Raw genomic sequence first — 24,364 nt, 5'->3', positions numbered from 1 at the left:
GGCGGTGGGTTATGTCTCATGTGGCGTAGCTCAGCTGATCACCGGCGGCACCGGGACGCACGGCGGCGTCTTGGCGTGGGCCGGGTCGAGCGCGTTGAGCACCAGCCCTTCGGCGACCGGGTCGTAGGTGATGCCGAGGTGGTCGGTGAAGTCGAGGGTGCAGACGTTCTGCAGCAGGATGTTCTTGACGTTCGGCGCGGCCGCGAGGAACGCGCTCGTGTACGGCGTGACGACGTCGTCGTAGCGCGTCTGGATCACGGTGTACTGGATGCCGTCGACGGTCTCGCCGCCGGCGTTGAGGTCGGTGAGGAAGGGCGAGCCGACGGCCTGTTCGTTGCACGACTGGCAGACGGTGCCGAGCGCCGCGGGCACGCCGGGGATCCGCTCGAGGGTGCTGAGCAGGCCGAAGAGATCGGTCCCGTGGTTGGACGGCGACAGCCCGACCAGGCGGCTGATCTTGCCGGCGCCGCCGAGGTACTTGATCCAGTACCGGATGTTCATCCCGCCCTGCGAGTGCCCGACGACGTCCAGCTTGCTCGCCCCGGTCGCCTGGAGGATCTTGTCCCCGAAGGCGGCAAGCGCTTTCGCGGTGTCGGCGATCGGCCCGACGGTCTGCAGGAAGCTCCCGGGCGCCCCGCCGAAGTTCCCGGCGAAGACGCAGTACCCGGCGTCGGCGAGCTTCTGGGACAGGTTGGCCCAGTTCTCGTAGGCGTTGGCGGTGGTCCCGTTGGAGAGCAGCACGGGGTTCGGGTGCGCGGCGGAGGGTTTGCAGGCCCAGTCGTTCGTCCCCGGCGGCGCGATGGTCGGGTTCCCCAGCGAGTACGCGGCCGCCGTGAGGATGTTGGGTTGCACGGGCCCGGTCGGTTCCTTCGCCGCGGCCTGCCCCGCCCCCAGTGTGAGCGCCGCCGCCGTGGCGAGGGCGGCGGTCAGCCACTTGCGCGTCATGCCCATCCGGTTCACCTCTCTGTGAAGGATGGTGATCCACGTCACCAAGTGGTTAACGCGCGAGTAACTTGTCCGGACACTCCCCTCCGGGGGTGATTTTCTGACGCGATGTCAGGTGCTAGGGCAACAGGAAGCCGTGAGCGGCACTCACGGACATGACAAAGCCCCCGGCGATGACTCGCCGGGGGCTTCGAGTGGCTCCGGCTCAGCCCTTCAGCAGGGCCCGCGCCATCACGAGCTTCTGGATCTGGTTGGTGCCTTCGTAGATCTGAGTGCTCTCGGAAGGCACCCCCGTCGACCTGGCGATCTGCGGCCGGACCAGTCGATACGCAGGCCGAACAGCGTTTGTCGACGTTGGTCGAAGACTGCTCACGGCAAGGGTCCCACGGAACACCTACGGAACACGGGCCGCTCCGCCGCGCCGTCTCCGCGCTCCTCGCTCTGGCGCTCGTCGCCGGGATGCTCGTAGGCCTCGCGCCGGAACCCGCGGCCGCGGCGCCGGCGTGCGACCGCGCCGCGCTCGTCGACGCGCGGCTCGCCCAGCTCGGCCGGTTCGGCGTCGAGTGGCACGTCGGCCCGACGCGGGCGGACGCGTGGGGCGTCTCGACCACGTATGCCGGCGTGACGATCTCCGAGCTCGTGCCGTGCGACCGCGACCTGATCTTGTCCGTCGTCAACCACGAGTGGATGCACACCCAGCAGTTCCGGGAAACCCCGGACCGGCGGCAGCGGCTGCGCGAGTACGGCCGGAGCATCGAGACGATCGCGGACTGCGGGTCGCTGCTGCTCGGCTCGACGGTGACGCCGTACCTCGACGACCGGGCGCAGGTCACGTGTCGGGCGGTGGTCGGGTGCACAGCGTTCGAGTACGGCGCGGCGCGCCGCCTGCTCGCGGCGGCCGGCCGATAAACGGAAAGCCCCGACTCGGCTGGCGCGGCCGAGTCGGGGCTTCCGTGCATGCGGGGTTACTGCTGCTGCTCCGCGGCCTCCGCGGCCTTCCTCACCCTGCGCTTGTGGAGCCGGTCACCGAGCGATCCCTCGGGGTGCTTGCTCACCACGAGTCCCTGCGCCTCGGCCTGCTTGCGGGCGATCTCGGTCTGCTTGGCGATGTTGCGACGCTTCTTCCGGCCGAACACGGCACCTCCCTGGTCGACTACCCCCCGCGCGACGGCGGTGGTCCGCCGTCCAAGTCGACCGCGCGCGCCTCGTTGTTACAGCGTCCGCCGACACGCTAGAGCTGCACGCCGGACCATCGCGCCAACCTGGCCACCGAATCGGTTGCCCGCCGGTCGGCGGCGGCAAGGCCGATCAGGGTCTCGCGGAACGACGGGTGGTAGCGGGTGGCGGTCGGCGCCACCCGCCGGGCGGCGTTCAGCTCGGCGATCGTCTGGTCGCGGTCGCCGTACAGCATCCACGCGCGAGCCATGTCGATGTGGTGGTGCCCGACGCGCTCGGGACGCTGCGGATCGGCGACGTGCACGGTCGAGGCCCGACGCACCGACTCGGCGCCGTCGTAGCGCTCGACCGGAGCTGCGCACCAGTGCACGGTGATGTTCGTGGTGCTGGCGTCCACGCTGTAGTAGGGCACGGCCGGGGGCTGGAACTCCGCGGAGATCGCGCGTGCCTCCTCCAGGTAGCCGTCGGCCTCCGCGCCGTCGCCCGCTCGGGCCGCGAGGATCGACGATCGGAGGTCCAGCTGTACCGCGACGGCGCGGTCAGCCGGACCAGACCCGACATGCTGGCGGGCGCGGTCGAGCAAGCGAAGTCCGGCCCGGTACTCGCCGTGCTGCAGGTAGCGGGTGCTCCGGTGGTACGCGCTGATCGCGATGCGCAGGGGATCCCCGGTGCGGTCGGCGAGCTGAACGTGGCGCTCAGACGCGATCGCAGCGAGCTCGGGCTGCCGGAAGCGACCGGCGATCGTCGCGGCCATGCGGTACGCGTCGTGCAGCTGGGCGCGCGCGAGCTCGCCAGGCCGGCCGGGCTGATCAGCTAGGACGTACAGGTGGTGGAGCAGGGCGGGCAGCTGCTGCGCGACCTCGGCGTGGTTCAGGCCCAGCACCTTGCCGGACGCCACGGCGAGCCGGGCCGTGACCGTGTCGAGCTCGAGCGGCGGGCCCTCGGGGCGCGGGTCGTCGTAGGCATCGAGTGCGCTCCGCAGATCGGCGACGGCGGCCGCGTCGGCGCTCGGCTCGCCGACGACTTGCAGCAGGCCGTACAGCGTCGCCACCTTCACGCTGAGCGCTCTGGCCGCGCTGGCGGTGAACGCCGCCGATGGTGGAACCTTGCCGGTCTCGACCTTCTTGATCAGGGACACCGAGAAGTGCGTGGCCTGCGAGAGCTGTTGCTGCGTGACGCCAGCGAGCTTTCGCGCAGCTTTCAGGCGTTCGCCGACGCTCTCGCCAGGCAAGTCCGTCACGGGCACAGGGTTTCACCTGCTCTCGTTTGTTCCCGTTGAGTACCGCTTGCTCCCAGCGTACGGCGTTGTCCCTTTGTTGTCCCTCGGCGTGATCGATGGCTCTTAGCGTCATCGGCGTGACGGCGCGTAGTGGTGATCAGCCCTCCTCCGGCGAGGGCATCGAAGAAGGCCGGCGGGCTCCTATCGACGGAGAGACCACCTGTTCCGCCGCGCCGCGCCGCGAGCCGACGACAGAGCCAGTGGCCGTCATGACCGCGCTCGACGATCGGCCACCGACCCGCCTTGAGCAGCTACCTCCCGTCGCCCGGTGGGAGTGGCGCCTGTTCGACGCAGACGGCCGGGCACACCTGTACCTGCTTGACGAGCTGACCAACCTGCGGCTGGAGCTGCTCCGGCCGTGGTGCCTGCTCGGCCCCGGCTATCCGCTCGAGCACGATCGGCCGAGCATCGGGCCGCGAGGCCTGGTCCCGCTCCGCTCGCACGTGTGCCCGTCGTGCGCGGCGCACAGCTGGGCCCGCCTTCCCCACCCCCGCACTCCCGGCGGCGGCTTCGCGGGCGACCTGTTCGAGGTGGTGACCCGTGGACGCGCGTGACCGCCAGCTGCTCGCCGGGCTCGCCAGGGTGAACACGGAGATCGGGCGCGTCACGGTCGAGCTGCTGACACTGCAGCCCGATGACGCCGCCTACGCCGACGGGCTGCGCACGCTCGGCCGCCAGCTCGTCGGCATCGGCGCGCAGCTGGCCGCGCGTGCCGGAGAACTCGACGGCCGAGAGATCGAACCCCACGAACTGCTCACGGCGGCTAAGCGACCTGAGGCGCCGCCGTCGTGAGCCCCCGGTCGGCGCGCTCACCCTCCCCTGCGCGCCGACCGGGTTCCAGACCGCCGCCCACACCGTGCCGTGCGCGGCGAAGTCGGGTCCGGTGCGCGGCTACGGCCGGCTTGCCGGGCGCACCGGACCCGCACTTTCACCTACCCACTCCTTGAATCGAAGGACGGTCAATGCCGCGCAACCCCGCAGGACCAGGACCGACAAGGCCGGGACCGGGCAAGGACACGCCCTCATCACCCACCCGCGGCAACCCCGGCCCGCAGCCCCGGCCCATCCAGCCGAAACCGCCGAAGCGCTAGGAGACGCCCCATGCCGAAGAGGTCGAGCGCGCGCCGACGCGACCGCCGCAGCTGCCTCGCCGGAGGCCAGGAAGGGAACGTGGTCTACGACGGACTGGCCGGAAGCTACCCGCCGCAGCAGCCGACTGGCCCGACCCGGCCGGGCGGCCCGTACCGGTCGACCTTGTTCCGCTGGCAGCAGCACCCGCCGGAGCAGGACGACGAGAGTTAGGATCGAGCCATGCGGTCGAATCGGGAAATGCGCAGGCTGGCGGCGGTACTGCTCGCGGGAGCTGCGAAGGCCCGCTTCTACCCCGAGGACCTGCGCCGCGACGCGCAGGTGCACAGCAGGCGGCTCTACCCGCTGCTGAACAAGTTGCAGGACCGCGGCTGGCTCACGGACGGGTGGGACGAACCCGACAAGATCCACCGCTACTACGTGCTCACCGACGAAGGTCGGCGCGAACTCGCCAGGCCGTAGCCGCGCTCGGCCAGTAACGGGCGTGCACGACGAGGGCCCCCGGCATCGTGCCGGGGGCCCTTGTTGTGCACGCGGCTCTACGTCCCGGCGTCCGTCGGCGGGATCCCGGCCACGGGCTTGACGGTCAGGCCGTGCAACTCGGCGGCCTTCCGCACGTCGTCCAGGCTCAGCGTGTTCGGGACGGCGGCGACCGTGCCGCCGCCGACGATGACCGTGGCGATGCCGAGCACCGTCGCCCACGTCCCGGCCGACAGGTGCACCCCGGCCAGCTCGAGCACGCCGAGCACTCCGGGGACGGACGCGATCGCGACGGCGCCGGCCAGCGCCTTCCGGAACCGCTGGTACCAGGCGACCGCCGTCGGCCAGGCCCCGTGCTGCCCGGTCACTGGACGGCCGCCGGCTTGGTGCCGAGGCGGGCGGCGAGCTTGTCGACGATGGCGTCGGCCTGCTCGGCGTTGTCCTCGCCGATCACCGATACCACGTCGGCGCGCAGCTGCGCCCGGAACTCGTCGAGGCCCGTGCCGACGGCCTTCTCGACCGCGTCGGCGATCGCGGCCGGGTCGACGCCGGAGCCGTACGCGGCCTTCGCGACCATCGACAGGATCGACGGCATCCGGCTGCCGTCCGGCGCCGTGATGTAGTTCGACGGGAAGAACATCATCCCGTACAGGTTGGCGAGCATGTCGGCGATCGTCTTCGGGTTCGAGCGCGGTGCGTCGCCCCCGCCGTCGGGCTTCGGCCCGGTCTCGACCGAGAGAGGGCTCAGCCACGCGTGAAGCTCGGCGAGCTGCTGTGCCTGGGTGGCGTCCATGTCGGGTTCCTCCTGGGTGGTGAGGTGGGCGTTGGTGTACGACTCGTCGAGGTCGACGGCGCCGGCCGAACCGGGCAGGCTGCCGCTACTGCTGTACTGGTGCACGTCGTAGCGGCCGACGTACCGGCCGGACCCGGCGGCTTCCGGGCGGGCGCCGTACCGGGCGATCACGATCACCAGGCCCGGCACGTCCCACTGGTCCGGCCGCAGCACGGCCGCCCACGACGAGCTCATGTAGACGGCCGGCCGGAACCCGGCCGCCGCGACCCGGCGGCAGAACGCGAGCCCGAAGGCCTTCGCCGTCGCGTCGGGCTTGAACGGCGCTTCGAGGTCGAGCATGGGCGCGACGCCGGTGGCGCCGAGCCGCCGGACCTCGCCGAGCAGCACGTCGGCCTGGCGCTCCGGAGCGGGCGACGGCTGCGCGTAGTGGTAGCCGCCGACCGGGATCCCGACCGACTTCGCGCCGGCCACGTGGGTGTCGGGCCGGTAGGTCACGCCGCCCTGGGTTGTGGTGTACGGGGCGCCGCCGTCGGAGACCTTGACCCACGCGAAGTGGATGTCGGTGACCTGGTTCCAGCGGAGCCCGCGCTGGTAGAACGGGTGGACATCGGTTCCGCGCATCAGCTTCCTCCGTGCGGTTGCGGCTGGTCGGTGCTCGGCGGCGCCGAGGTCTTCGGGTCCACGCACGCCTTGCCCGTGTAGGTCGAGCCGTCGGGTGCGGTGATGACGGCGTCGCGCAGCTCGTAACCGTCCGGGCACGTCGGGCCCGGCGGTCCCGGTGGGCCGCCCGGTCCGGACGCACCGCGGCACTGGTCGGGCTCGGCCATGCACGCGGGGGTCTGGCCGTCCTTGCCGTCGGCGCCGTCGGTGCCGTTCTTCCCGTCCTGGCCGTTCGACCCGTCGGTGCCGTTCTGGCCGTCCGCGCCTCGGCACTGACTCGCCTCGAAGTAGCACGGCGGCGTCTTGCCGTCCGTCCCGTTGCGACCGTCCCGGCCGTCGCGCGCCACGGCCGGCGCCGGAGTCGCCTGGACCTGCGCTGCCTGCTCGCATGCGCGGCCGAGCTCGGCGGCCGCGGGCCCGCCCTTCGCGCACGCGTCGGCCACCTGGTCGGCCAAGCTCTTCGCCGCTCCGGCCGCCTGGTCCCGCTCGGTCGTCGCCGTGCTTGCCGCGTCGCGCGCGTCGACCTGGCCGTAGACCAGCCACCCGACACCGCCGAGCGCAACGAGCGCCAGGACCAGCGCGACAAGCCCCGTCCTACCCCGCATCGGACACACCTCCCGCTCGACGCTCGGCGGCCGCGGCCCGGTCCTCGGCAGCGCGGCGCAACTCGCGTTCCTCGTCGACGCGGGCCTCCAGCTCGTCGACCTTGGCGCGCAAGTCGGCGATGTCCCGTTTCAGCTCGGCGATCTCCTCGTCGTGCGCCTCGTTGACACGCTTCAGCTCGGCCGTGTTGCGGCGGTCCGCGATGACGAGCAGCCGCGCCAGGTAGCCGATGATCCCGGTCACGACGGCCCCCGTTCCGCCTGTGGCGAGCAGACTTCCCACATTCACTCGTCACCCCTTCCGTGCCTTGTGGACGGTCATCACTCGGCGCCGCAGTCTTCGAGGATCAGCTGCCGCACCTTGGTTCCGACGCCGCCCTGCCACGTCCAGGTACCGCCGCCGTTGCCGGAGGTGATGAACGTGCCGACGCCGACCGCGGCACTGCCGGCCGCGAGGCCCAGAGCCGCGACCTGGGATCCCTTGAACGTGGCGACGATCGACCGGGCCTCGAAGTTCGACGCGATGGTCGAGCGGAAGTTGTTCTCGAACACCAGCGGCGCCGACGCGCTCGGCACGCCCCCGCCGTTCGCCACCCGGAACCGGATCGTCGCGTACGCCGCGTTCTGGTAGAACAGCTGCCCCGTCAACGTCACCTTGTACTTGCGGGTCAGGGACAGCGTGAACGGAAGGAAGTCCTGCACCAGCTCGGTCGTGTTTCCGGAAGCACCGTTCGCCGTGTAGGTCTGCTGGGCGACGATCCCGAGCGGCAGCGCCGCTACGGCGTCAGCCAGCGCCCCCACCGTCGGCTCCTGCGCCTGCAGCGCGTTCTTGATGTGCAGGGCGGTGTTCGGCGGGTCGGTGACCTCGGGGTAGGGCCAGCCGTATCGGCTCGTGTTGCCCATGGCTGGGCTCCTTTCCTTACGTCAGAACGGAATGACGGTGAGAGTCCGTTGCCGAAACCCGCACGTTGGCGATGTCTGTAACGACAAGTACTGAACAGTGAAGGTGTTCACACCCTGGGCGAGCCCGTCGGCCGCGGTGAACAGGCGGGTCCCGGATGCGGAGAAGCTGCCACCCGCACCGAAGGTGCTTCTCCCGAAGGGCACGAGGGTCTGCAGCGACGCCGAGGCGTACGCCAGGTTGTGCCCGATGGTGCTGGCGCCGGAGACGGTGACGCTGGCCGTGCCGCCGATGAAGCTGGCGGTGGATGCTGTCGTTCCGGACATCGTGATGAACGCAGACACCAGGACCAGGCAGCGTCGCGACGATCCGATGTAGACACTCACCGACGGCCCGAAGGTGGCCAGGTCCGTGTACGACGCGGACCCGGTGGACTCGTTGGCTGCGATGGTCTGGGATTGGATCCGGTTGGCCGCGCCGGCGCCGGGCGCGGCGACCTTGCCGAGGATGTACCACTGCGACATCCGCTTCTCGACCATCACCGTGTCGCCGGGCTGGTATGTGACGCCGATCCCGGACTGCAGCACACGCATGTTCGAGACCGCAGAACCGTTGACCTTCACCGAGTTGAGTCCGGTCGACTCGTCCCACGAGAGGATCTCGCCCTGGTAGTGGGCGAGGTCGGCGCCGCCGGGCGGTGTGGTGGCAGCGGCGTTCGCGGCGGCCATGGCGACGGCGTAGGCGAGAGCGTCCATCAGCTCGCCCTCCGCGTCAGGTACTGCTTGCGGGTGTCGATGCCCATCGAGTCGTCGGGAGCCAGGCCATAGGTGATCCGGTCGATGACGTGCACCTCGGAGTTGCCCGGGTAGGACACGCTCACCACGTCCCAGCCCTCAAGCGCGGGGTTCGGCACGCTGCCGAGAGACACCGCGTACGGCAGGCCGGTCACCTTCGCCAGCTTCGCTCTCGCCGCCCCCGCGCACTGGTCGACGGTCGTCATGAACGCCGACGAGTAGACCGTGGGCACCAGCCCGAACGGTCCGCCGACCCACGTCGGCGACCTCGGGTCGTCGTCGGACACTACGGCCTGCACCGGCGGGAGCTCGCCGACCGGCTCGCCGCGTGCCACGACGATGTTGTAGACCGCGTCCCGGGAGATGGTGCGCTGCATCGACACCAGCACGCCATTCCGGCCGGAGTTGATGTCCCACACCGGCGAGACCTTCGTGAGGTCCGGCACGCTCTTCACCTGGAATCGGCCGGCGTAGTCGAAGTAGCCGTACTTCCCGTACGCGGCAAGCAAGTCCTGCACGAACCCCAGCCGGTCCTCGTCCAGGACGTGGTCGGAGCCGAGCAGCGTCGAGTAGGCGTCGAAGTCGTACACGGTCACCAGGCCCGGCACGGCTTGCCCCACGACGTAGTCGATGACCGAGCCGACCGATGCGCCGGATCCGAACTGGACGGGCGCGGTGTTGCGGGCGTCGCGGACCATCGCCATCCGGTCGGACGCGGTGATCCGGATCGCGCCGTCGGGAACGGACTGCTGCTCGACTTTGTTGATGCGGAAGTAGCCCAGGCCGACGAGCTCCTGCGTGCCGGTGCCGTACTCGACGCCGCGCTCGACGTAGATCTCCTGCCCGTACGGCGTGCCCGGGTCGGTCGGCTTGGACGGCCACGGGTAAACCGTCGACAGGTCCAACGTGGACTGAACGTCGGCGGTCATGTCGGTCGTCACGTCGCCGGACAGGATCGGCAAGCGGCCGAGGTTGGAGACGCCGGGGATCGAGATCCCGGTCGGCGCAGTGCCGGTCTGGCCGGGCGCGACCAGCGTGCACCGCGACGCCAGCGTGTGCGATCCGCGCAGACTGGCGAAGAAGCTGTCCGTGGCCGGCTTCATGGGACCACCACCACCGCTGTCGATACCTTGTCGATCAGCGCTGAGTACGACGCGTTCCCGGCGACGACATCGGCGATCGCGGCGTACGTCGCGAGCACGTCGGCGTAGGTGAAGGTGTCGCTGTACACAGTGGACGCCGGAGCGGCGACCTCGGTCAGGGGCAGGTCGAAGTACCGGCGCACACCGCGTGCGGAAGTCTTGCGCTTCACCGCGTCGCCGACCGCGGCGTAGAGCGTGGGGACCGCGCACTCCCGTTCCGGTGCCTGGAGAAACACCGTGTGCCCGGTCATCAGGGCGTTGGCGAAGTCGGCGGCCGCGGCCAGGCTGGGTGTGGTGACCGTGATCGTGAGCCGCTGGGAGCCGCGAACGTCGCCGATCGCGATCGGGTAGGTGCGGCCGACCACGTCGATGATCGCCACCCGGGCAGGGTTGGTGATCTCGGAGATTCCCGAGATGGTGACCTTGCGGTTCAGCGATGGCCGACGCACGTTCTTCAGCCACACCCCGTCCAGAACTGGCGTGATCGTCGAGGTCTCGACCCCGACGTTCGGCCGGCGAGGCAGCCGCATCAGCCGGGCCTTGCTCACCGCGGCCGTGCCACCGGTCCAGGTGGTGACGAACGACGGGATGGTCTGCGCGTTGGTCGCGGCGAGCGTGCGCCAGATGATCTGTGATTCGTTGTTCGACCCGGCCGTGTTGAACCCGCCGACCGGGTCGGCCTCGAACTGCGCGGTAGGCACGGAGGCGCTGGTGCCGGTGGACTTCTTCCACTCGTGCATGACCCACACCACGCCGTTGGCGGCGAGCGTGGCGCCGGGCGTCGAGACGTTCTGCGCGGACGCGTTCGTCTGCAGCGCCGCATGCACCGGGGTGTCCGCGTTCGACCAGGCCGTGATGATGGCCGAGCACGAGTCCCCGGCCGCGCCTCCGGAGAACGTCACCGACGGCGCCGTCACCCCGCCGGCCATGACCCGGTAGAACGTCGCCATGTGCCCGGCCCCGCCGGCCAGCAGCGTCCACCCGGCCGGCGTGGCGATCGTCGCCGCAGTGTTGGCGTGCGTGACGTGCAGGGTCAGGAGTGCACCGTTAGGAGTGGACGCGGGCAGCGGCGGGTTCAACGTGGCGTTGTTGCCGGTGGTGAACGCGCCGGACGCGAAGCGGGTCACGTCGGCCGCGTCGACGGCGGTCACGCGGTAGGTGTTCGCGACACCGGCGACGAACTCGTAGTCGTCAAGCTTGCCGGCGCCGCCGATCAACCCGACCTTGTCGCCGCCCCGGACCGTGGTCCAGGTGATCCCGTCGGTGGAGCGCTCGACGAGCGCGTAATCCGCGTCCGCGTTCAGCCCGGTGAAGGCGACACGGACGCGACCGAGGTCGTCGAGGTAGGTCGTCGTGGTCGTCATCGCATGCCCCCCGCTCCGGCGCCGGCCGCACGCGCGGTTGCTCGGCCGGTCTCGTCGAGCTCGATCCGGATGCGCTCGCTCATGCCCTTGCCGAGGTCGAGGGTCAGCTCGATCACCTGGGCCTTGCCGAAGGTCTGCGCGTTCGAGACCACCCGCCCGGTCTGGCCCGGCACGAACAGCTCCGGGCCCTGCTCGCCGACGATGTATGGCCGGCCACCCTTGGCCGTGCCGCCCTTGGCCAGGTACGGGATGTGCGGGATGTTCGGGATGCCGACCACGCCGGTGATGTCGTTGATGCCGTCGATGGCGCCGTTCAGCAGCCGGATCGCGCCGTTGAGCGCGGACTTCAGGCCGTTGCCGATGCTCGACCACACACCGGAGAAGAAGCTGCCGACACCGTTCCAGACGCCCTTGATGAAGTTCCAGGCGTCGGAGAAGCGGTCGCGGATCCACTGGTTCGCGGCGGTCACGCCCGCAGTGACGCCGGACCAGAGACCGGCGAAGAACCCGGTGACGCCGTTCCAGACGCCCTTGATGAAGTTCCAGGCGTCGACGAGCCGCTGCCAGATCCATTGCGCGGCGACGGTCACGGCGTCCTTGACGGTGTTCCACAGGCCCACGAAGAAGTCGGCGATCGGGTCCCAGTAGGTGATGATCGTGGCGACGATGGCGATCAGCGCGGCGATGGCGAGGATGACCAGCCCGATCGGGTTGGCGTCCATCGCGATGTTCAGTGCCCACTGTGCGGCCGCCCACAGGCCGAGGGCGATCACCAGCGGCGTGATCCAGCTGGTGTTCTGGGCGATGAAGTTGGCGATGTTCTGCAGCACCGGCGCCAGGAAGTTGATGACCGGGACGAGGATGTTCCCGATGGTCGTCGCCAGGTCGGCGAAGGCCGACGCGAGCGGCGGGATCGCCGGGCCAACCGCCTGCAGCACCGCACCCAGCACCTTGGACACCACGCCGGCCACGGTGTTCAGCGACTCGAAGAACTTCACGAGGGTGTCGTGTCCCTGCGCGGAGTCCAGGAACTCGCGCACGGTCTTCAGCAGCGGGCCAAGGAACCCGCCGACGCTGCCGCCGGCGTCCTGGATCGCGCCGAAGACCGAAGACAGGATGCCGACCACGTCGCCGACGACGCCGAAGAACGACTTGAAGCCGTCGATGGCGCCGCGGATCCACTGCTCGAGGTTTCCGGAGTCGGCGAAGCGCTGCACCGCGTCGTTGAAGGCCTGCCCGGCGTTGCCGAGGCCTCCGGTCAGCTGCACCAGGATCGGCATCGCGACGGCGCCGATCCGCAGGAACGCGGCAATCACCGGCGCCAGGAACGCGCCGATGTTCTGGATGATCCGGCCGGTCCCGGACAGCAGCGTGTTGACCTCGGCCGTGCCCTTCGCCGAGGCGACCACGCCGGTGACCTTGGTGGCCACGCCGCCCATCGCGGTCGCGATCTGCTGGAACCCGCTCGTGGTCTTCGGGAGCAGGCCCTGCAGGTTGCGCACGGCGGGCAGCAGCGCCTTCTCGAAGCTGGCCGAGACGGACGCCTTCAGCGAGGTCAACTGTGGATTCAGCTGGGAGAACGCACGCTTGGCCCCGTCGGCGCCGAGCTTGACCGCGATCATCGCGCCTGCGAAGGCGAACCCGGCCGCGACGGCGACCGGCAAGAGTCCGGCCGCCGCGATGATCCCGTTGATGGCGACCGGCAGCAGGTTGGCGACCGACGCTGCGGTAGACGCCTTCAGCATCAGGTCCATCACGCCGCGCGCGGCCTTGCCGACGCCGCCGGCGAAGTCGTTCAGCGCCTTGCTGCGCTTCTTTGCGTCGTCGCTGAGCGCCTTCATCTCGGCCTTGGCGGCGGCGGCCGCGGCCACCAGGCCCGCGCTGGACCCGTCGAACTTGATCTTTACTGTGCGCTCGCCGAGGGCCATCACGCACCGCCCTCGGAGAACTTGCGCACCACGTCGTCGACGGCGGCGTGCCACTCACGCGAGATCGTGGCGGCCTCACGCTCGACGAGCGGGAAGAACGCGTAGGCGTCTCCCTGGTGCGGCCGGTACTGGCGGCCCGCCGCACTGGCGTAGCGGGCCGCGGAGAACCAGCCGGAGCGGCCGTTCATGCCGAACAGCGAGCCGAACAGCGTCCCGTAGGCCGGTGCACCGTGACGGCCGAGCTTGCGGGTGCCGCCCACCTGGATCGCCGGCACCCGGTCGCGCACGGCCTTGACGGTCGTCGCCAGGTTCGGCCCCTGCGGTCCACCGTGGACGGACACGTCCACCACGGCCTTCACCGCGAGCTTGCGCGCCAGCGCCTGCGAGTGGTCGCGGATCGCCTTCTGCGCGTCCTTCGGCAACACGGAGAATGCGCGCAGGATCTCGCGTACGCCCTCGATGCGCACCTTGACGACGAGCGTTGCCTTCGCCATCGGGGTGCACCTCCTCGCGCCTATCCGGACATCTGGGCGGAGCCGAAGCGGCTCGGGACTTCACCTGTCCCCGAGGTTTTTCCGTTGGCCTGCTTGTGTTGCTGGTCAACCATCCAGGCCATCGTGATGATCGACCGTTCGTCCAGTGCAGCGATGAACTGCGGGGCGATACCGGTGGCGACCGCGAGCGCGATCACCGTTCGGTTCAGGCTCCCGCGGGGGTAGGGTCCGGCGCCTCCTCGCTCGCGACCGGCAGCACGTCGAAGGTCTCTTCGAACTCGGCCAGCTTCGCCGGGGTTTCCTGCGGGTGCTGGATCTTCATCACCAGGTGCGCCAGCTGGTAGATCGTGGCCATGGAAACTTCGTCCTCCAGCTCGGAGAACTTCGTGCCGGTCGCCCGCTCGAACGCGAGGATGTGCCGCGGTTTCGCCGTGACGAGCTGATCGAAACCGTTGTCGCCGGTGATCTTCAGGTCGAGCATGATCGGTCTCCTAGTAGGACAAGACGGAACGCTTGATGTCAGCCGGGGTTCCGGTGTAGTTCACGAACGCCCTGCCCGCGTTGGAGTCGCCCTCGGGGAAGGCGAACGTGGACGAGATCGGGCCGACCACCTTCGTTGCACCGGCCGCGAGCGACACCGTCAGGTCGTCGACCGCAAGGCCGTCGAACGTGGCCTGCGAGACCACGACGGCGGTAGCGGGCGAGCCGCCGGTGTTGGACAGGAGCAGGAACACCGATGCGCCGGTGTCGATGATGTCGCCGTCGACGTTCGGTGACGCCGCGGTCGGAACGGTCCCGGCGCGGGTGATCTTCTGCGTGGTGACGGACTGACGTGCCATGTCGTAGATCTCCCTTACGGCCGCGAGAACTCGGGGTCACCGACGCACATGAAGGTGATCTCGGTCATTTCCTGATCGCCTCGGTCACCGCCGACGGGCGCGGGCTGGATCAGCACCTGACCGGTCCAGCGGACGTGCTCAGTCGCGATGTCCGGGTGGTGGTCGAGCTGGAAGTCCACGACCACGCCGCGGTTGTTCCACAGGAAGTCCTCGAACCCGCCGGCCACCCACTTGCTGTAGGTCTTCACCTGCAACGTCGGCTCGGCGTCGGTCTCGGCGACCGCGACGCCGTCCGGGCAGTAGCTGTAGAGCCGGTCGCCGTCCTGCACGCCGGGGTCCAGGGTCCAGCTCGACAGCTGGCACTCGACCGACACCGTGCCGATCGTGAGGTTCAGCAGCTTCAGCCGCCGTGCGGTGAGAGCGCCCATCGGTTCCTCCTCCTACAAACCCACGTCGACCGTGAGGGCGTACGTGGGGAGCTGTGTCCCGCCCTGCTGCAGCAGGCCCGGGGATGCCGAGACGACCGCGAACAGCGGGTCAGCCTCGATCGCTGTCACGACCGGCTCGACGAGCTCGAAGAGCCGGGCGGTGGCGTACTCGTCGAACGGGACGACCAGGTGCACGACGAACGTGGCGTCGGTCGGCGCGGAGCCGCCGTAGGCGCCCCACGTCAGCGTCGGCGGGGTGATCACCGCGCTGATGCCCGGCACCGTGGCGCTGGGATCCTCGTACACCCGCTTGTCCAACTGCTCGACCGTGACGAGCGCGGCCTTCAGCGCGGCGACGGCGTCCTGCATCCGGGTCGTCATGCGAACACCGGCCCTCGGAAGCGGCCGATGCCGAGCAGGCGATCGATGTCCGGATCGAACGACGGGACTCGCGCCGAGCCGAGGTCCGCCATGTCCACCAGCGCCTCGGGAGAGCGCCGGCGGGTGAACCACCGCGCGGCCAGGCGGAGCGTGCCGAGCGCCAGGTCCGGCGTCGGCACGGCCACCTCGGGAAGCGGGTTGGGCCGGTAGTCCACTTCGGACCGGATCCGCTCGACGAACGTGACCGCCGCATCAAGGCACGCCTGAAGGCGGGCATCGTCCCCGTCGCCGGGGACGTTCATGTCCGCCTTCAGGTCCGCCAGCGGCGGCGGCCACGTCGTCACGGGTCAGCTCGCCGCGGTGACGGTCTGGATCGAGATGCTGCCCGGGTTGCGAACCAGCGTCCCGACGTAGCCCCAGATGCCCATGCGAACGAACGCCGGACCGCCGGCCTGCTCGTAGGTAAAGTCCTGCACACCGGACTCCGCCAGGATCACCGCGTTCCGCCGCAGCACCGCGTACTTCTCCGCGTACGCGGTGGGCACGCCCGAAGACGCGACGGCGTCGACGCCCTCGATGTCACCGATGAGCCGGTTGTCCAGCGCGCCGGTGGCGTTCTGCGGGTTGTACCGGGACACCGGCATGAGCGGCCGGTTGGCGTCGTCGCGCAGCTTCCGGAATGCACCGAACCGGCGGTAGTTCATCACCGCGAGGTCGGCCGGGCCGCGCTGGTCACCGGCAACGGCGGTCTGGGCGTCGATGACGGCGTCGATCGCCGCGGCCCCGGTCTTGAACAGGGCCTCGGTCGCGAAGGTGGTGCCGGCCGCGGTGCCGGTCGCCCCGAGGATCGCGACACACGTCAGGCCCTCGACGACCGCGTCCCACGCGGCGCGCAGGTCACCGAAGATCAGCGAGTCCACGGCCGGGGTCGACGCGTCGAGCAGCTGGCGGGACACGTCCTGCCACGCGGCCTTGAATTCCGGCGTCAGCGTGTCGGTGTCCGAGGTGTACCGGTCGGTACCCCATCCGGCGTTGTTCGCGCCCTCGGTGGTCTGCGTCGTGATGTTCGCGTCGGTGCCGCCGGTCTGCTTCGGCAGCACCAGCGGGCGCGGGTCCTGGCCGAGGTCGAGGTGGCGCACCAGGTCGGCCACGACGCGGTTCTGCCGCGCGAGGCCCTGGTACTCCTCGGTGAGCCACTTCGGCGGGATGATGCCGTCCCCGCCGGAGCCCTGCGTGACGGCGCGCATGTGCTCGTCGAGCCGCTTGCGGGCGTCCTGGTCGCCGTGCTTCACGGCCCGGTAGTGGTCGCCGAAGAACGAGTGCTGACCGCCGTCGACGACCGAGCGGTAGTGGCCCGGATCGCGGTCGCGGGTGGTGGTGCGGGAGCGAGACTGCTCGCCGCCCAGGTTCTGCTCCTGGCCCTGCTCACCGCCCTTGTCCAGGTCCGCGGCCAGCTCGCCGACACGGCGGGAGCGGGTCTCGAACTCGGCCAGGGACTCGATCTGCTCGGTGAGCGCCTTGAACTGCGCGGCCTGTTCGGTGACCGAGCGCAGCTCGTCCTCGGTCAGGTCGCGGTTGGCGTCGGCGGCGCGGGTCTGCAGGCCCTCGATCGACGCCTTCAGCGCGTCGTGCTGCGAGCGCAGCCGCGTCAGGTAGGGGTTCGGCATGACGCCGGCCTCCGGTCTCTCGAAACGGATGGGGATCCGCCCGAGAGGCCGGGGTGTCAGCTTCGGTGAGGGGCTGAGGTGTCGGCGTCCGCGTCTGGTGCGAGTGTAACCGATGATCAGCGAATGCCGGTTACTTGTCGGTGGTTGCTGCTACGGTCGTGGTGGCCCGGTCCGGGACGACGCACAGAGAGGCCCGCGACCCCTGGCCGCACGGCCGCCCTGTGCGGACGGCAGCAAGCGGGGACACGTCTACTGGCCGTGACCAGTCCCGCGGGGGTGAACCCAGACGACAGGCGGCCCCGCGCGCGTCCAGGCCAGGACGAGCGAGGGGCCGTCTCATCGGAGTCATCCCGCCTTCTTCCCGTGGTGTGCGGCGAACAGGGCACGCCCGGCCGGGGTCGCCTGCATGATGTTGGTGGCCAGGCCGTCGGCCATCGTGGCAGGAGTCCCTTCCTTGATCAGCGCGTCGCGCAGCGTCGTCCACGGGTCTGCGGCACCGGCGTACCGCGCGAAGCCTTCCGGCCCGGTCCAGTACTTCCACAGTGGCGAGCCGGGGCCGTGCTTCAGGTTCGAGCCGCCGTGCGCCGAGCGGGTCAGCTCCTCGGCCGCGGTGGAGAGCTCCGGCAGGCCGGCCAGGATCTGCTCGGCCTGCTGCGCGCGGTCCACGGTGGACTGTGCGCGCACCGACGCGACCGCGGCCGCCGAGCCGTAGGCGCCGGCCATCACGATCGCGGTCTCGGTCAGGGTCGCGGTCACCCGCTCGACGATGCCGCCGGCCAGGGTGCGGTTCTGGCCCTCGCGGAACCCGATCGAGAGCTCGGACAGCGCGCCGTCCTTGACCAGTTCCAGCGTCTCGTCGCCGACCGGTGTGCGGGACACGCGCCACTCGCCGTAGAGGCCGGCCGCGTCGTCGCGCAGCTGCTGGGCCACGCCGATCAGGGTTCCGCCGTGCGGGCCGTGGTCGCGCATGAGCGGCGAACGGTGCGCGGCGCGCAGCTGCTGGTTGAACGCGCCGCGAGCGAACTGCTCGGTCAGCCGCGAGTCGATGAACTGCGGCCGCCCGTAGGGCACGGCGATGCCGCAGATCGTGCGCCCGTCGCCGGACGAGCGGACTTCCAGGTCCGGCAGCCACTGCCGGTACAGCACCTCAGCCGTCATTGCGGGCCACCTCCCGAAGGTCCAAACGGGTCACGAAGTGCAGGTTGCACAGCCGGGCGCCGGGCTCGAACTCGTGGCGCGGGCACTCCGGCGCGTCGTCCTCGAGGTCGCGGCCGATGCGGCACCACGCGAGCTCCTGCGCCTGGCCCTCGTCGGCAGCCGCTGCGGGCTGCTCGGCGACCGCCGGCGTCGGGGTGGCTGGCTCCTCGGTGGCCGCGGTCGTCGCGGGCTTGGTGGCGGCGCCGCGGGCGTTGCTCTTGCGGGCGGTCATGATGCGTTCTCCTCCGGGTTCGGGTCCTGCTTGGCGAGGGGCAGCGGCACTACCGCGGCCGGCGGCTTCTTCGGCTCCGGCGGGTCGTCGATGCCGGGCACCGGCGGGAGATCGCTCTCTTTGGCGCGGGCCTCGGACTTCAGCAGGAAACCCGCGTCGATGCCGGTCTTGTAGGCGCTGTAGCGGGCGGCGGTGTCGGCGCGCAGCACTTCGTCCAGGTCCGCACGCACCTGCGTACCGCGGGGGAACAGCAGCGACAGCGTCTGCTCGAACCGGCGCAGGTGGCCACCGATGGTGAACTTCAGCAGGTCGATCGCCTCCGACTCCTGCGTGGAGTAGGTCAGGCTGTCCCCGCTCGACGCGCCGAGGAACCGCGGCGGCAGGCCGAAGATGTTCGCGACCTCGAGCAGGGAGAACTTCCGGGCCTCGATCAGCTGCAGCTCTTCGGGGTTCCAGGCCAGCGCCTCGAACTCGGTCCCGGGGCCGAGCGCGGCCACCGTGCGGTCGCGCATGTTCGCCATCCACCCGGTCTTGGCGGCGCGCAGCTGGTCCTCGGTCACGTCAGGGCTCGTCGCCTTCAGCACGCCGGTGGGGATGCCGTTGCCGTCGATGTTGCGGGCCTGGCGGGCGAGCTCGGCGGCCAGGTCGAGGGAGCCGCGGCCGTTCAGGTGCGCCTCGATCACGCCGACACCGCGCAGTCGGCCGGGCTCGCACAGGCCCTTCACGTGGATGACCTCGTGCGCGCTGAACGACTTCCCGGCGATGCTGTATTCGATCGCGCCCTTCGGCAGCACCGAGTTGGTCCAGCCGTCGGCGCGGCGCACACCGACCGCCCACGTCGGCACCGGCAGCGCCGCGGTGGGCACGCCGAGGGCGTTGCGCTCGACGATGATGCCGACGGCGTTGCCGTGCAGCAGGTAGTCCGCCACCCACGCGGCGAACGTGTTCATGCCGATCTCTTCGGGATTCGGCTGCTCGAGCAGGATCGGGCGCGGCGTGATCTTGTCGGCGAACTCGCGGCCGTGGCTGGTGTAGGCGTCGAACGGTAGGCCGCCGATCAGGTCCGAGATCAACGTGACGGCACGGCCGACGCCGGGGATGCCGAGTGCCCGGACGAACCCGGACCAGCCGAACGCCTCGTCACCGGCGATGTCCACGCTCGGCCCGATCTGCCAGCCGTTCGACACGATCATCCGCAGCTGCTGCTCGGCGACGGCCGAGCGCATGAACGTCTTCCCGAGTCCCATCACAGCCTCCCGGCTTCGCGCAGCACGCCGAGTGCGGCGACGGCCAGGCCGCCGAGCACCAGCCCGGCGACGACGCCGAACACCGGCCCGGCGGTCACGGTCACCAGCAGCACCAGGCCGGCCAGGACCATGAGCACGCCGACCGCCTGTGCGTACGGCGGCCACACCTGCCGCAGCTGAGTCAGCAATTCGTCCACTGTGGTCTCCTCACACCACGCCGAACCAGCCGGCGGGCTTCTCTTCGGGCAGAGTCCGGGCCAGGTGCACCGCGCCCGCGATGGCGTAGGTGGCGTCGCAGTGGCCGGCGCCGCGGCGCACGAACACCCAGCCGTCGCCCCGGCGTCCCTTCTCCGTGCTGGCCACCTGTGCGTTCAACAGCGGGTCATCCGAGTGCGCAATGTCGCCGTCCTCGACCAGCTGCGCGAAGCCCTGGCACACCGCGGGCACCTCGGCGCGGATGCCTTCGACCTCGACGCCGTCCGGCGGCCAGTCGTCCTGGTCGTTGTCGTCGAGCTCGGCGGCGTACGCGGCGGCCGGGCCGGACGGGAACCAGCCGATCCGGCGCGGCCCGACGCGGCGCACGACGGCGCGCAGCTCCTGACGCATCTTCTTCATGTCCGTCCACGCCTGCACCACCTCGACGCGCGCCCGGCCGTCCTCGAGGACGGCCGCGGCGGCGAGCGTGGCGTGGCGGCCGTCGATGGACACGTCGAAGCACAGCGCCACCCGGCCGCGCGCGGCCGAGAGGTCGCCGGGGTCCAGGCAGCCCGCCGGCGCCGCGGCCGTCCACATCTCGGCGTTGATCGCCGGGTCGAGCATCGCGACCTTGATGCACATGATCTCGGTCAGGAACCCGGTCAGCTCCTCGCCGCCGGCCTTCTCCGCGCGCGCGGCGTCGCCGAGCAGCGAGTCCGGATCGGTCCGGCGGCCGTAGTTCGGGTTCGCCATGGCCAGCGCGCGCTCGTCGGTCGGCTTGGAGCCCTCCGGCGCGGACCACTCCAGCAGGCCGAGCCGCTGGTCACCCTCGCCGGACTCGATGAACCGCAGCGCGGCCTCGCGCAGCGAGTTGAGCACGACGGCGCGGTGGTCGCCCATGTTGCTGATCGCGTAGATCTGGGCGTTGAACACGGCGTTCGTGGCGGGCACCGCGGCGTTCCACGCCGTCCAGTCGTGGTGCTCGCGCAGCTCGTCGAGGATCAGCCGGTCGATCGTGAGCGACCGGCCGCCCTTGCTGTTCGACGCGGCGATCCGGTACCGCGCCTTGTAGATCGTGCGCAGCTGGTTCTCGCCGTTGGTCCGGCGGACGCCGTTCGTCGGAATGTCCTCGGCCAGCGCGTCGCACGCCTCGGCGAGCTCGACCGCCTTGTTCCAGCTCTCCACGGCGTACGCGAGGTTCGTGCTGGTACCGAGCACCAGCTTCCGCTCCTCGATGAACAGCCAGTACAGGACCAGGATCACCAGCAGCTCGGTCTTGCCCTGCTGGCGCGCGACGATGATCAGCAGGATCCGGAACCGCGGCCGGCCATCCGGCAGCAGCTCGCCTGCGTGGATCGCGGCGAAGCGCTGCCACGGGTCCAGTGGCCGCTCGAGCGTGTCCCGCGCGAACTCCTCGACCTCGAAGCCGTAGCTCGTCTCCGGCGTCAGCGCGCACCCGCACCCGCACGACCCCGGCGGGCCCTCGACGAGCGGCGGCGTGAACTGCCGCGGCGTCGTCGAGCCCAGAACGCGCTCCTGCGCGGCCGCGGTCATCCCGCCCCCTGGCGATTCGCGCGCCGGGCCTTCAGCTCGTCCTTGGCCTGCTGCGACGGCGAGCGCTCGGCCGGGCCGGTACGCGGCACGATCGACTTGCGCGCAGCCGGAGTCGCCCCGAGCTCGGCCAGCACGTTCGTCAGCTTTCCGGCGAGCTCGGCCAAGGTCCGGCCGGATTCCTCGCCATCGATCGCGGAAGCGAGCCGAAGCGCGAGAGCGACGGCGGCCTGGTCCTCGTCGTCGAGCTCCAGGTGCTCGACCGCCTCAGCGACCGCGCCGTGCACGTCGGCGGCCGACACGCCGGGGCTCACCGCGGGCCCCCGCGGTGGTGGTGAGAGCCCGGGGAGAGAGAGAACATAAGGGCGCGGATGTCCGGGCCGGTCGGGCCTCGCAAAAAACCGCAGGTCAGCGCGTTGTCCACTGTGGTCACGCGTTCCTGCAGGTCAGAGGCTTGATCGGTTCGTGTTGCTCGCATCCGCCTCACCACCTGGTCATCGGTCGGGGTGCCGGGTCGGGCGCGCGTGTGGGGTCGCCGGCCTGCTGGTTGCACAGGCGGTGAGCTGCCTGCAGCTGGGCGGGGTCGTCGCCGTACGCCTTGCCCTGGGCGTGGTGCACCTGGGCGGACATCGGGTCGGGGTTGCGCAGCTGCGGGTTGATGGGCTTGCCGCACAGCTGGCAGATCCACTGGTCGCGGTCCAGTACGGCGCGCCTGAGGCGGCGCCACTGGCGGGTGGACCCACGGGCCCATGCGTGCGACATGCACGTATTCTAACCATCTAACCTGGTGAGATGGTTACTCAGCAGGACGCATGTCCGCACTGTTGGGACGCATGTCCTGACCTGCCGATATGCGTGAGGCCAGGCTCCCCGCGGGTTCGGGTCGCCTGGCCTTACGTCTCTTAACGCTGGAGCTCGACCAGTTCGTGCCTGTTCGAGCAGCGACCCCCGCAGCCGGTGTCGTTGATCAGTTTCAGCGAGCTTTGGGCGCTGTCGAGGTCGGCGTGCAGGCGAACGGTGACCGCCAGCTCGTACGGGCCGTGCGCGCACCTGGACACGGTGGCGTAGGGCCCTTCACCGGTGATCCAGACGGCGCGACGCCAGATGCATTTGGCCATCGCGAGGAACGTCCGGTGCTTGCGTGCGCAGTTGTGCTGTCGGTAGACCTTCGGCATCAGGACATCCTCACCCGATTCTGGACAGGTACGGGCGCCAAGGCAGCTCGAGTTCACCCATGCGGCCGAAGCGGTTCTTCGCGATGTCGATGGTCAGCATGCCGTTGGGCTCGCCCTCGTCGTCGTACTGACGGGCGAGCAGGATGACGGCGTCGGCGTCCTGTTCGATGCTCCCGGACTCACGCAGGTCGGACAGGCCGGCTTTGCCGCGCGCGACGGCGTTGCGGTTCAACTGGGCCGGGACGACCACTGCGCAGTCGAGCTCCCGCGACAGTTGCTTGAGGCCGCGTGAGATCGCCGACACCTGCTGTTCGCGTGGCATCCGCCGGTCGCCGTTGAGCAACTGCAGGTAGTCGATCACGACCACGTCGAGCCCGGTCCGTCGCTTGATCGCGCGGCACTGCGCGGCGATGTAGCCGAGCGTCAGGTCCGGGCGTTCGTTGATCGTGAGCGGGAAGTCCTGCGCGCGGGCCCGGTACTCGTGGAAGTTGCGCCACGAGTGCTCGGACAGCTCGCGGCGGGTGATCTCGCCCATCTCGACGGTGGCGCCGTTGGCCACGATCCGGCCGGCGACCTCGACCGAGCCCATCTCCACACTGAAGATCACGGCGGGGTGGCCGAGGCTCGCGGCGTGCTCGGCGATCTGGTGCGCAGCGATCGACTTCCCCTCGCCGGGCCGCGCGCCAACGACGATCATCCGTCCCATGTGGAGCCCGCCGGAGAACCGCTCGTTGAGGTCGTCCCACGGCGTCGGGACGTACCGGTAGGTCTCCGGGCTGCGCAGCGCGGCGTCCAGCTCGGTGAGCACGTCCCGGAACGTGCGGGTGTGCTCGTCCTGGCCGAGCTCGGCGGTGTCGAGCTTGCCCAGCTCCTCGTGCGCAGCGGCGAGCGCTGCCGAGCCGTCGGCGGCCGCCATCGTGCGTTGCTGGATCCGCACGGTGGCCTCGACGACGCGCCGGAGCGCGCCGCAGCGGGTCACCTCGGCGAGCGCGTTCGGGAAGTCCGCCGGGTTGGGGACGGCGCCGACGAACCGGGCCAGGGTGCGCTCGGCGAGCTCGCCGGCGGTGTCGGCGGCCGCGGCGACGGTGCGCGCGGTGACCGGCTTGCCCTCGGCGAGCAGCCGCTGCGCGGCCTCCCACAGCCCCGCGTAGGCGGCTACGGCGAAGTCCTCCGGCTGGATCCGCGTGAGGGCTTCCTCGCGCATCTCGCGGGCGGTGATCGTGGTCAGCAGGCTGACGAGGTACGCCTCTTCGGCGGTTGGGCGCAGCTGGGCCAGTGCCTCGGCGGCGAGGTTCGGCGGCGCGTGTTGCACGTCGTCGTCGAAGTCCGTCATGCCGCCACCCCCTCGGCGAGCTTCGCCAGCGCGGCCTCGCGGTGGTCCTCGATCCACGTGCGCGCCGAGGTTCGCCAGAACGCGGCGATGTTCTCCTTCCCGTCGACGTGCACCGGGAGGTCCGGCCGCTCGTAGCGCTCGCCGAGCACGCGCGCCACCGCGGCGGCGTCTCCGGCCTGCCAGCGCTCGCGCAGCCAGTCGGCGGGGTCGCCGGACGGCTTGGCCGGGGCCGCGATCGTCGGGCCGTTCAGCTCGTCGTCCCAGCACCCGTTGTTGAGCCACGTCGTTGGGATCTTGATCTTCTCCCGTTCGCGGCCGACCTGGGTGACGTACGCGGCGTACCGGCGGGCCCCGGCGACGATCGTGGCGGCTGAGGTGCCCGCCTTGACGGCCTGGGCGAACTTGGTCCTTGCGCCCTTCTTGGCCTCGCGCCGGGGGTAGGCCGACCAGAACTCGTCGAAGTCGGCGTCCC

The 24,364-nt window shown here is 70.6% G+C and carries 35 protein-coding genes; 5 read left to right on the top strand and 30 right to left on the bottom strand.

Translation table 11 applies throughout. The features are described 5' to 3' along the window. Window positions 1–30: 30 nt before the first annotated feature. Window positions 31–951: an esterase/lipase family protein gene (locus ACYVLJ_RS29035; protein ID WP_460441056.1), complete on the bottom strand. Its 921-nt coding sequence runs from the start codon at window positions 949–951 to the stop codon at window positions 31–33. A gap of 453 nt (window positions 952–1,404) precedes the next feature. Between ACYVLJ_RS29035 and ACYVLJ_RS29030 the strand changes: the two genes are divergently transcribed. Beyond that, the gene (locus ACYVLJ_RS29030; RefSeq protein ID WP_460441055.1) at window positions 1,405–1,854 is read left to right on the top strand and encodes a hypothetical protein; all 450 of its coding nucleotides are present in this window, start codon (window positions 1,405–1,407) and stop codon (window positions 1,852–1,854) included. 56 nt (window positions 1,855–1,910) lie between these two features. Here ACYVLJ_RS29030 and ACYVLJ_RS29025 read toward each other — a convergent pair whose 3' ends face one another. After that, entirely contained in the window at window positions 1,911–2,081 is a 171-nt protein-coding gene (locus tag ACYVLJ_RS29025; RefSeq protein WP_460441054.1) for a hypothetical protein, read from the bottom strand. Between the two features lie 95 nt (window positions 2,082–2,176). Continuing rightward, a complete protein-coding gene (locus ACYVLJ_RS29020) occupies window positions 2,177–3,361 on the bottom strand; it encodes a helix-turn-helix domain-containing protein (protein ID WP_460441053.1) in 1,185 nt (394 codons plus the stop codon). A gap of 116 nt (window positions 3,362–3,477) precedes the next feature. On the opposite strand from ACYVLJ_RS29020, the gene ACYVLJ_RS29015 reads away from it, so the two are divergent. From ACYVLJ_RS29015 to ACYVLJ_RS29000, 4 genes are all read left to right on the top strand, one after another. Further along, window positions 3,478–3,954 (top strand): hypothetical protein, encoded by a 477-nt coding sequence (locus ACYVLJ_RS29015; RefSeq protein ID WP_460441052.1) that lies wholly within the window; start codon window positions 3,478–3,480, stop codon window positions 3,952–3,954. Further along, window positions 3,941–4,192: a hypothetical protein gene (locus tag ACYVLJ_RS29010; protein WP_460441051.1), complete on the top strand. Its 252-nt coding sequence runs from the start codon at window positions 3,941–3,943 to the stop codon at window positions 4,190–4,192. The genes ACYVLJ_RS29015 and ACYVLJ_RS29010 overlap by 14 nt, the downstream gene beginning before the upstream one ends. A 309-nt stretch (window positions 4,193–4,501) precedes the next feature. Further along, window positions 4,502–4,702: a hypothetical protein gene (locus ACYVLJ_RS29005; RefSeq protein WP_460441050.1), complete on the top strand. Its 201-nt coding sequence runs from the start codon at window positions 4,502–4,504 to the stop codon at window positions 4,700–4,702. Between the two features lie 9 nt (window positions 4,703–4,711). Continuing rightward, complete coding sequence (locus tag ACYVLJ_RS29000; protein ID WP_460441049.1) at window positions 4,712–4,951, top strand: helix-turn-helix transcriptional regulator; 240 nt, start codon at window positions 4,712–4,714, stop codon at window positions 4,949–4,951. Window positions 4,952–5,028: 77 nt separating this feature from the next. Here the strand turns inward: ACYVLJ_RS29000 and ACYVLJ_RS28995 are convergent, their stop codons facing one another. The 27 genes from ACYVLJ_RS28995 to ACYVLJ_RS28865 all read right to left on the bottom strand — a co-directional run. Continuing rightward, a complete protein-coding gene (locus ACYVLJ_RS28995; protein WP_460441048.1) occupies window positions 5,029–5,337 on the bottom strand; it encodes a hypothetical protein in 309 nt (102 codons plus the stop codon). Then, the gene (locus tag ACYVLJ_RS28990) at window positions 5,334–6,383 is read right to left on the bottom strand and encodes a glycoside hydrolase family 25 protein (protein WP_460441047.1); all 1,050 of its coding nucleotides are present in this window, start codon (window positions 6,381–6,383) and stop codon (window positions 5,334–5,336) included. The genes ACYVLJ_RS28995 and ACYVLJ_RS28990 overlap by 4 nt, the downstream gene beginning before the upstream one ends. Beyond that, on the bottom strand, window positions 6,383–7,027 hold the full coding sequence (locus ACYVLJ_RS28985; protein WP_460441046.1) for a collagen-like domain-containing protein: 645 nt from the start codon (window positions 7,025–7,027) through the stop codon (window positions 6,383–6,385). The genes ACYVLJ_RS28990 and ACYVLJ_RS28985 overlap by 1 nt, the downstream gene beginning before the upstream one ends. Next, on the bottom strand, window positions 7,017–7,268 hold the full coding sequence (locus tag ACYVLJ_RS28980) for a hypothetical protein (protein WP_460441045.1): 252 nt from the start codon (window positions 7,266–7,268) through the stop codon (window positions 7,017–7,019). The genes ACYVLJ_RS28985 and ACYVLJ_RS28980 overlap by 11 nt, the downstream gene beginning before the upstream one ends. A 77-nt stretch (window positions 7,269–7,345) precedes the next feature. Beyond that, complete coding sequence (locus tag ACYVLJ_RS28975; RefSeq protein WP_460441044.1) at window positions 7,346–7,927, bottom strand: hypothetical protein; 582 nt, start codon at window positions 7,925–7,927, stop codon at window positions 7,346–7,348. Window positions 7,928–7,948: 21 nt separating this feature from the next. Beyond that, a complete protein-coding gene (locus tag ACYVLJ_RS28970; protein ID WP_460441043.1) occupies window positions 7,949–8,680 on the bottom strand; it encodes a hypothetical protein in 732 nt (243 codons plus the stop codon). After that, window positions 8,680–9,822: a DUF5047 domain-containing protein gene (locus tag ACYVLJ_RS28965; protein WP_460441042.1), complete on the bottom strand. Its 1,143-nt coding sequence runs from the start codon at window positions 9,820–9,822 to the stop codon at window positions 8,680–8,682. Before ACYVLJ_RS28965 ends, ACYVLJ_RS28970 begins: the two co-directional genes overlap by 1 nt. Next, window positions 9,819–11,225: a hypothetical protein gene (locus ACYVLJ_RS28960; protein WP_460441041.1), complete on the bottom strand. Its 1,407-nt coding sequence runs from the start codon at window positions 11,223–11,225 to the stop codon at window positions 9,819–9,821. Before ACYVLJ_RS28960 ends, ACYVLJ_RS28965 begins: the two co-directional genes overlap by 4 nt. Next, window positions 11,222–13,153: a phage tail protein gene (locus tag ACYVLJ_RS28955; protein WP_460441040.1), complete on the bottom strand. Its 1,932-nt coding sequence runs from the start codon at window positions 13,151–13,153 to the stop codon at window positions 11,222–11,224. The genes ACYVLJ_RS28960 and ACYVLJ_RS28955 overlap by 4 nt, the downstream gene beginning before the upstream one ends. After that, on the bottom strand, window positions 13,153–13,647 hold the full coding sequence (locus ACYVLJ_RS28950; protein WP_460441039.1) for a hypothetical protein: 495 nt from the start codon (window positions 13,645–13,647) through the stop codon (window positions 13,153–13,155). Before ACYVLJ_RS28950 ends, ACYVLJ_RS28955 begins: the two co-directional genes overlap by 1 nt. Window positions 13,648–13,667: 20 nt before the next feature. Next, window positions 13,668–13,844 (bottom strand): hypothetical protein, encoded by a 177-nt coding sequence (locus ACYVLJ_RS28945; protein ID WP_460441038.1) that lies wholly within the window; start codon window positions 13,842–13,844, stop codon window positions 13,668–13,670. A gap of 8 nt (window positions 13,845–13,852) precedes the next feature. After that, the gene (locus ACYVLJ_RS28940; protein ID WP_460441037.1) at window positions 13,853–14,128 is read right to left on the bottom strand and encodes a hypothetical protein; all 276 of its coding nucleotides are present in this window, start codon (window positions 14,126–14,128) and stop codon (window positions 13,853–13,855) included. A 10-nt stretch (window positions 14,129–14,138) separates the two neighbouring features. Then, window positions 14,139–14,486 carry a hypothetical protein gene (locus ACYVLJ_RS28935; RefSeq protein WP_460441036.1) on the bottom strand — a complete coding sequence of 116 codons (348 nt, stop codon included), beginning with the start codon at window positions 14,484–14,486 and terminating at the stop codon, window positions 14,139–14,141. A gap of 14 nt (window positions 14,487–14,500) precedes the next feature. Further along, a complete protein-coding gene (locus ACYVLJ_RS28930) occupies window positions 14,501–14,914 on the bottom strand; it encodes a hypothetical protein (protein WP_460441035.1) in 414 nt (137 codons plus the stop codon). 12 nt (window positions 14,915–14,926) lie between these two features. Then, window positions 14,927–15,295, bottom strand: a complete 369-nt coding sequence (locus tag ACYVLJ_RS28925; protein WP_460441034.1) for a hypothetical protein — start codon at window positions 15,293–15,295, stop codon at window positions 14,927–14,929. Continuing rightward, window positions 15,292–15,639: a head-tail connector protein gene (locus tag ACYVLJ_RS28920; RefSeq protein WP_460441033.1), complete on the bottom strand. Its 348-nt coding sequence runs from the start codon at window positions 15,637–15,639 to the stop codon at window positions 15,292–15,294. Before ACYVLJ_RS28920 ends, ACYVLJ_RS28925 begins: the two co-directional genes overlap by 4 nt. A 3-nt stretch (window positions 15,640–15,642) precedes the next feature. Beyond that, window positions 15,643–16,962, bottom strand: coding sequence for a phage major capsid protein (locus ACYVLJ_RS28915; protein WP_460441032.1), 1,320 nt, complete (start codon window positions 16,960–16,962; stop codon window positions 15,643–15,645). 345 nt (window positions 16,963–17,307) lie between these two features. Continuing rightward, window positions 17,308–18,120 carry an HK97 family phage prohead protease gene (locus tag ACYVLJ_RS28910; protein ID WP_460441031.1) on the bottom strand — a complete coding sequence of 271 codons (813 nt, stop codon included), beginning with the start codon at window positions 18,118–18,120 and terminating at the stop codon, window positions 17,308–17,310. Continuing rightward, a complete protein-coding gene (locus ACYVLJ_RS28905; RefSeq protein ID WP_460441030.1) occupies window positions 18,110–18,391 on the bottom strand; it encodes a hypothetical protein in 282 nt (93 codons plus the stop codon). The genes ACYVLJ_RS28910 and ACYVLJ_RS28905 overlap by 11 nt, the downstream gene beginning before the upstream one ends. Beyond that, complete coding sequence (locus tag ACYVLJ_RS28900) at window positions 18,388–19,638, bottom strand: phage portal protein (RefSeq protein WP_460441029.1); 1,251 nt, start codon at window positions 19,636–19,638, stop codon at window positions 18,388–18,390. The genes ACYVLJ_RS28905 and ACYVLJ_RS28900 overlap by 4 nt, the downstream gene beginning before the upstream one ends. Then, window positions 19,638–19,835, bottom strand: a complete 198-nt coding sequence (locus ACYVLJ_RS28895) for a hypothetical protein (protein ID WP_460441028.1) — start codon at window positions 19,833–19,835, stop codon at window positions 19,638–19,640. The genes ACYVLJ_RS28900 and ACYVLJ_RS28895 overlap by 1 nt, the downstream gene beginning before the upstream one ends. 10 nt (window positions 19,836–19,845) lie before the next feature. Further along, on the bottom strand, window positions 19,846–21,387 hold the full coding sequence (locus ACYVLJ_RS28890; protein ID WP_460441027.1) for a terminase: 1,542 nt from the start codon (window positions 21,385–21,387) through the stop codon (window positions 19,846–19,848). Continuing rightward, on the bottom strand, window positions 21,384–21,686 hold the full coding sequence (locus ACYVLJ_RS28885; RefSeq protein WP_460441026.1) for a terminase small subunit: 303 nt from the start codon (window positions 21,684–21,686) through the stop codon (window positions 21,384–21,386). The genes ACYVLJ_RS28890 and ACYVLJ_RS28885 overlap by 4 nt, the downstream gene beginning before the upstream one ends. A gap of 181 nt (window positions 21,687–21,867) precedes the next feature. Continuing rightward, window positions 21,868–22,146, bottom strand: coding sequence for an HNH endonuclease (locus ACYVLJ_RS28880; RefSeq protein ID WP_460441025.1), 279 nt, complete (start codon window positions 22,144–22,146; stop codon window positions 21,868–21,870). A gap of 140 nt (window positions 22,147–22,286) precedes the next feature. Continuing rightward, entirely contained in the window at window positions 22,287–22,559 is a 273-nt protein-coding gene (locus ACYVLJ_RS28875) for a hypothetical protein (protein ID WP_460441024.1), read from the bottom strand. Window positions 22,560–22,569: 10 nt separating this feature from the next. Next, complete coding sequence (locus tag ACYVLJ_RS28870) at window positions 22,570–23,892, bottom strand: replicative DNA helicase (protein WP_460441023.1); 1,323 nt, start codon at window positions 23,890–23,892, stop codon at window positions 22,570–22,572. Beyond that, the coding region (locus ACYVLJ_RS28865; protein ID WP_460441022.1) for a hypothetical protein at window positions 23,889–24,364 on the bottom strand (476 nt) is incomplete at its 5' end. The genes ACYVLJ_RS28870 and ACYVLJ_RS28865, both read right to left, overlap by 4 nt.

Source organism: Amycolatopsis stemonae (genome assembly GCF_054781455.1).
This window is presented reverse-complemented; position numbering and strand designations above follow the sequence as displayed.

What these genes read in the sequence shown, in the direction of transcription:
- ACYVLJ_RS29035 (WP_460441056.1), bottom strand. Translation starts at nt 951, where the DNA reads ATGGGCATGACGCGCAAGTGGCTGACCGCCGCCCTCGCCACGGCGGCG.
- ACYVLJ_RS29030 (WP_460441055.1), top strand. Translation starts at nt 1,405, where the DNA reads ATGCTCGTAGGCCTCGCGCCGGAACCCGCGGCCGCGGCGCCGGCGTGC.
- ACYVLJ_RS29005 (WP_460441050.1), top strand. Translation starts at nt 4,502, where the DNA reads ATGCCGAAGAGGTCGAGCGCGCGCCGACGCGACCGCCGCAGCTGCCTC.
- ACYVLJ_RS29000 (WP_460441049.1), top strand. Translation starts at nt 4,712, where the DNA reads ATGCGGTCGAATCGGGAAATGCGCAGGCTGGCGGCGGTACTGCTCGCG.
- ACYVLJ_RS28990 (WP_460441047.1), bottom strand. Translation starts at nt 6,383, where the DNA reads ATGCGCGGAACCGATGTCCACCCGTTCTACCAGCGCGGGCTCCGCTGG.
- ACYVLJ_RS28985 (WP_460441046.1), bottom strand. Translation starts at nt 7,027, where the DNA reads ATGCGGGGTAGGACGGGGCTTGTCGCGCTGGTCCTGGCGCTCGTTGCG.
- ACYVLJ_RS28975 (WP_460441044.1), bottom strand. Translation starts at nt 7,927, where the DNA reads ATGGGCAACACGAGCCGATACGGCTGGCCCTACCCCGAGGTCACCGAC.
- ACYVLJ_RS28970 (WP_460441043.1), bottom strand. Translation starts at nt 8,680, where the DNA reads ATGGACGCTCTCGCCTACGCCGTCGCCATGGCCGCCGCGAACGCCGCT.
- ACYVLJ_RS28965 (WP_460441042.1), bottom strand. Translation starts at nt 9,822, where the DNA reads ATGAAGCCGGCCACGGACAGCTTCTTCGCCAGTCTGCGCGGATCGCAC.
- ACYVLJ_RS28960 (WP_460441041.1), bottom strand. Translation starts at nt 11,225, where the DNA reads ATGACGACCACGACGACCTACCTCGACGACCTCGGTCGCGTCCGTGTC.
- ACYVLJ_RS28955 (WP_460441040.1), bottom strand. Translation starts at nt 13,153, where the DNA reads ATGGCCCTCGGCGAGCGCACAGTAAAGATCAAGTTCGACGGGTCCAGC.
- ACYVLJ_RS28950 (WP_460441039.1), bottom strand. Translation starts at nt 13,647, where the DNA reads ATGGCGAAGGCAACGCTCGTCGTCAAGGTGCGCATCGAGGGCGTACGC.
- ACYVLJ_RS28940 (WP_460441037.1), bottom strand. Translation starts at nt 14,128, where the DNA reads ATGCTCGACCTGAAGATCACCGGCGACAACGGTTTCGATCAGCTCGTC.
- ACYVLJ_RS28935 (WP_460441036.1), bottom strand. Translation starts at nt 14,486, where the DNA reads ATGGCACGTCAGTCCGTCACCACGCAGAAGATCACCCGCGCCGGGACC.
- ACYVLJ_RS28930 (WP_460441035.1), bottom strand. Translation starts at nt 14,914, where the DNA reads ATGGGCGCTCTCACCGCACGGCGGCTGAAGCTGCTGAACCTCACGATC.
- ACYVLJ_RS28925 (WP_460441034.1), bottom strand. Translation starts at nt 15,295, where the DNA reads ATGACGACCCGGATGCAGGACGCCGTCGCCGCGCTGAAGGCCGCGCTC.
- ACYVLJ_RS28915 (WP_460441032.1), bottom strand. Translation starts at nt 16,962, where the DNA reads ATGCCGAACCCCTACCTGACGCGGCTGCGCTCGCAGCACGACGCGCTG.
- ACYVLJ_RS28910 (WP_460441031.1), bottom strand. Translation starts at nt 18,120, where the DNA reads ATGACGGCTGAGGTGCTGTACCGGCAGTGGCTGCCGGACCTGGAAGTC.
- ACYVLJ_RS28905 (WP_460441030.1), bottom strand. Translation starts at nt 18,391, where the DNA reads ATGACCGCCCGCAAGAGCAACGCCCGCGGCGCCGCCACCAAGCCCGCG.
- ACYVLJ_RS28900 (WP_460441029.1), bottom strand. Translation starts at nt 19,638, where the DNA reads ATGGGACTCGGGAAGACGTTCATGCGCTCGGCCGTCGCCGAGCAGCAG.
- ACYVLJ_RS28890 (WP_460441027.1), bottom strand. Translation starts at nt 21,387, where the DNA reads ATGACCGCGGCCGCGCAGGAGCGCGTTCTGGGCTCGACGACGCCGCGG.
- ACYVLJ_RS28880 (WP_460441025.1), bottom strand. Translation starts at nt 22,146, where the DNA reads ATGTCGCACGCATGGGCCCGTGGGTCCACCCGCCAGTGGCGCCGCCTC.
- ACYVLJ_RS28875 (WP_460441024.1), bottom strand. Translation starts at nt 22,559, where the DNA reads ATGCCGAAGGTCTACCGACAGCACAACTGCGCACGCAAGCACCGGACG.
- ACYVLJ_RS28870 (WP_460441023.1), bottom strand. Translation starts at nt 23,892, where the DNA reads ATGACGGACTTCGACGACGACGTGCAACACGCGCCGCCGAACCTCGCC.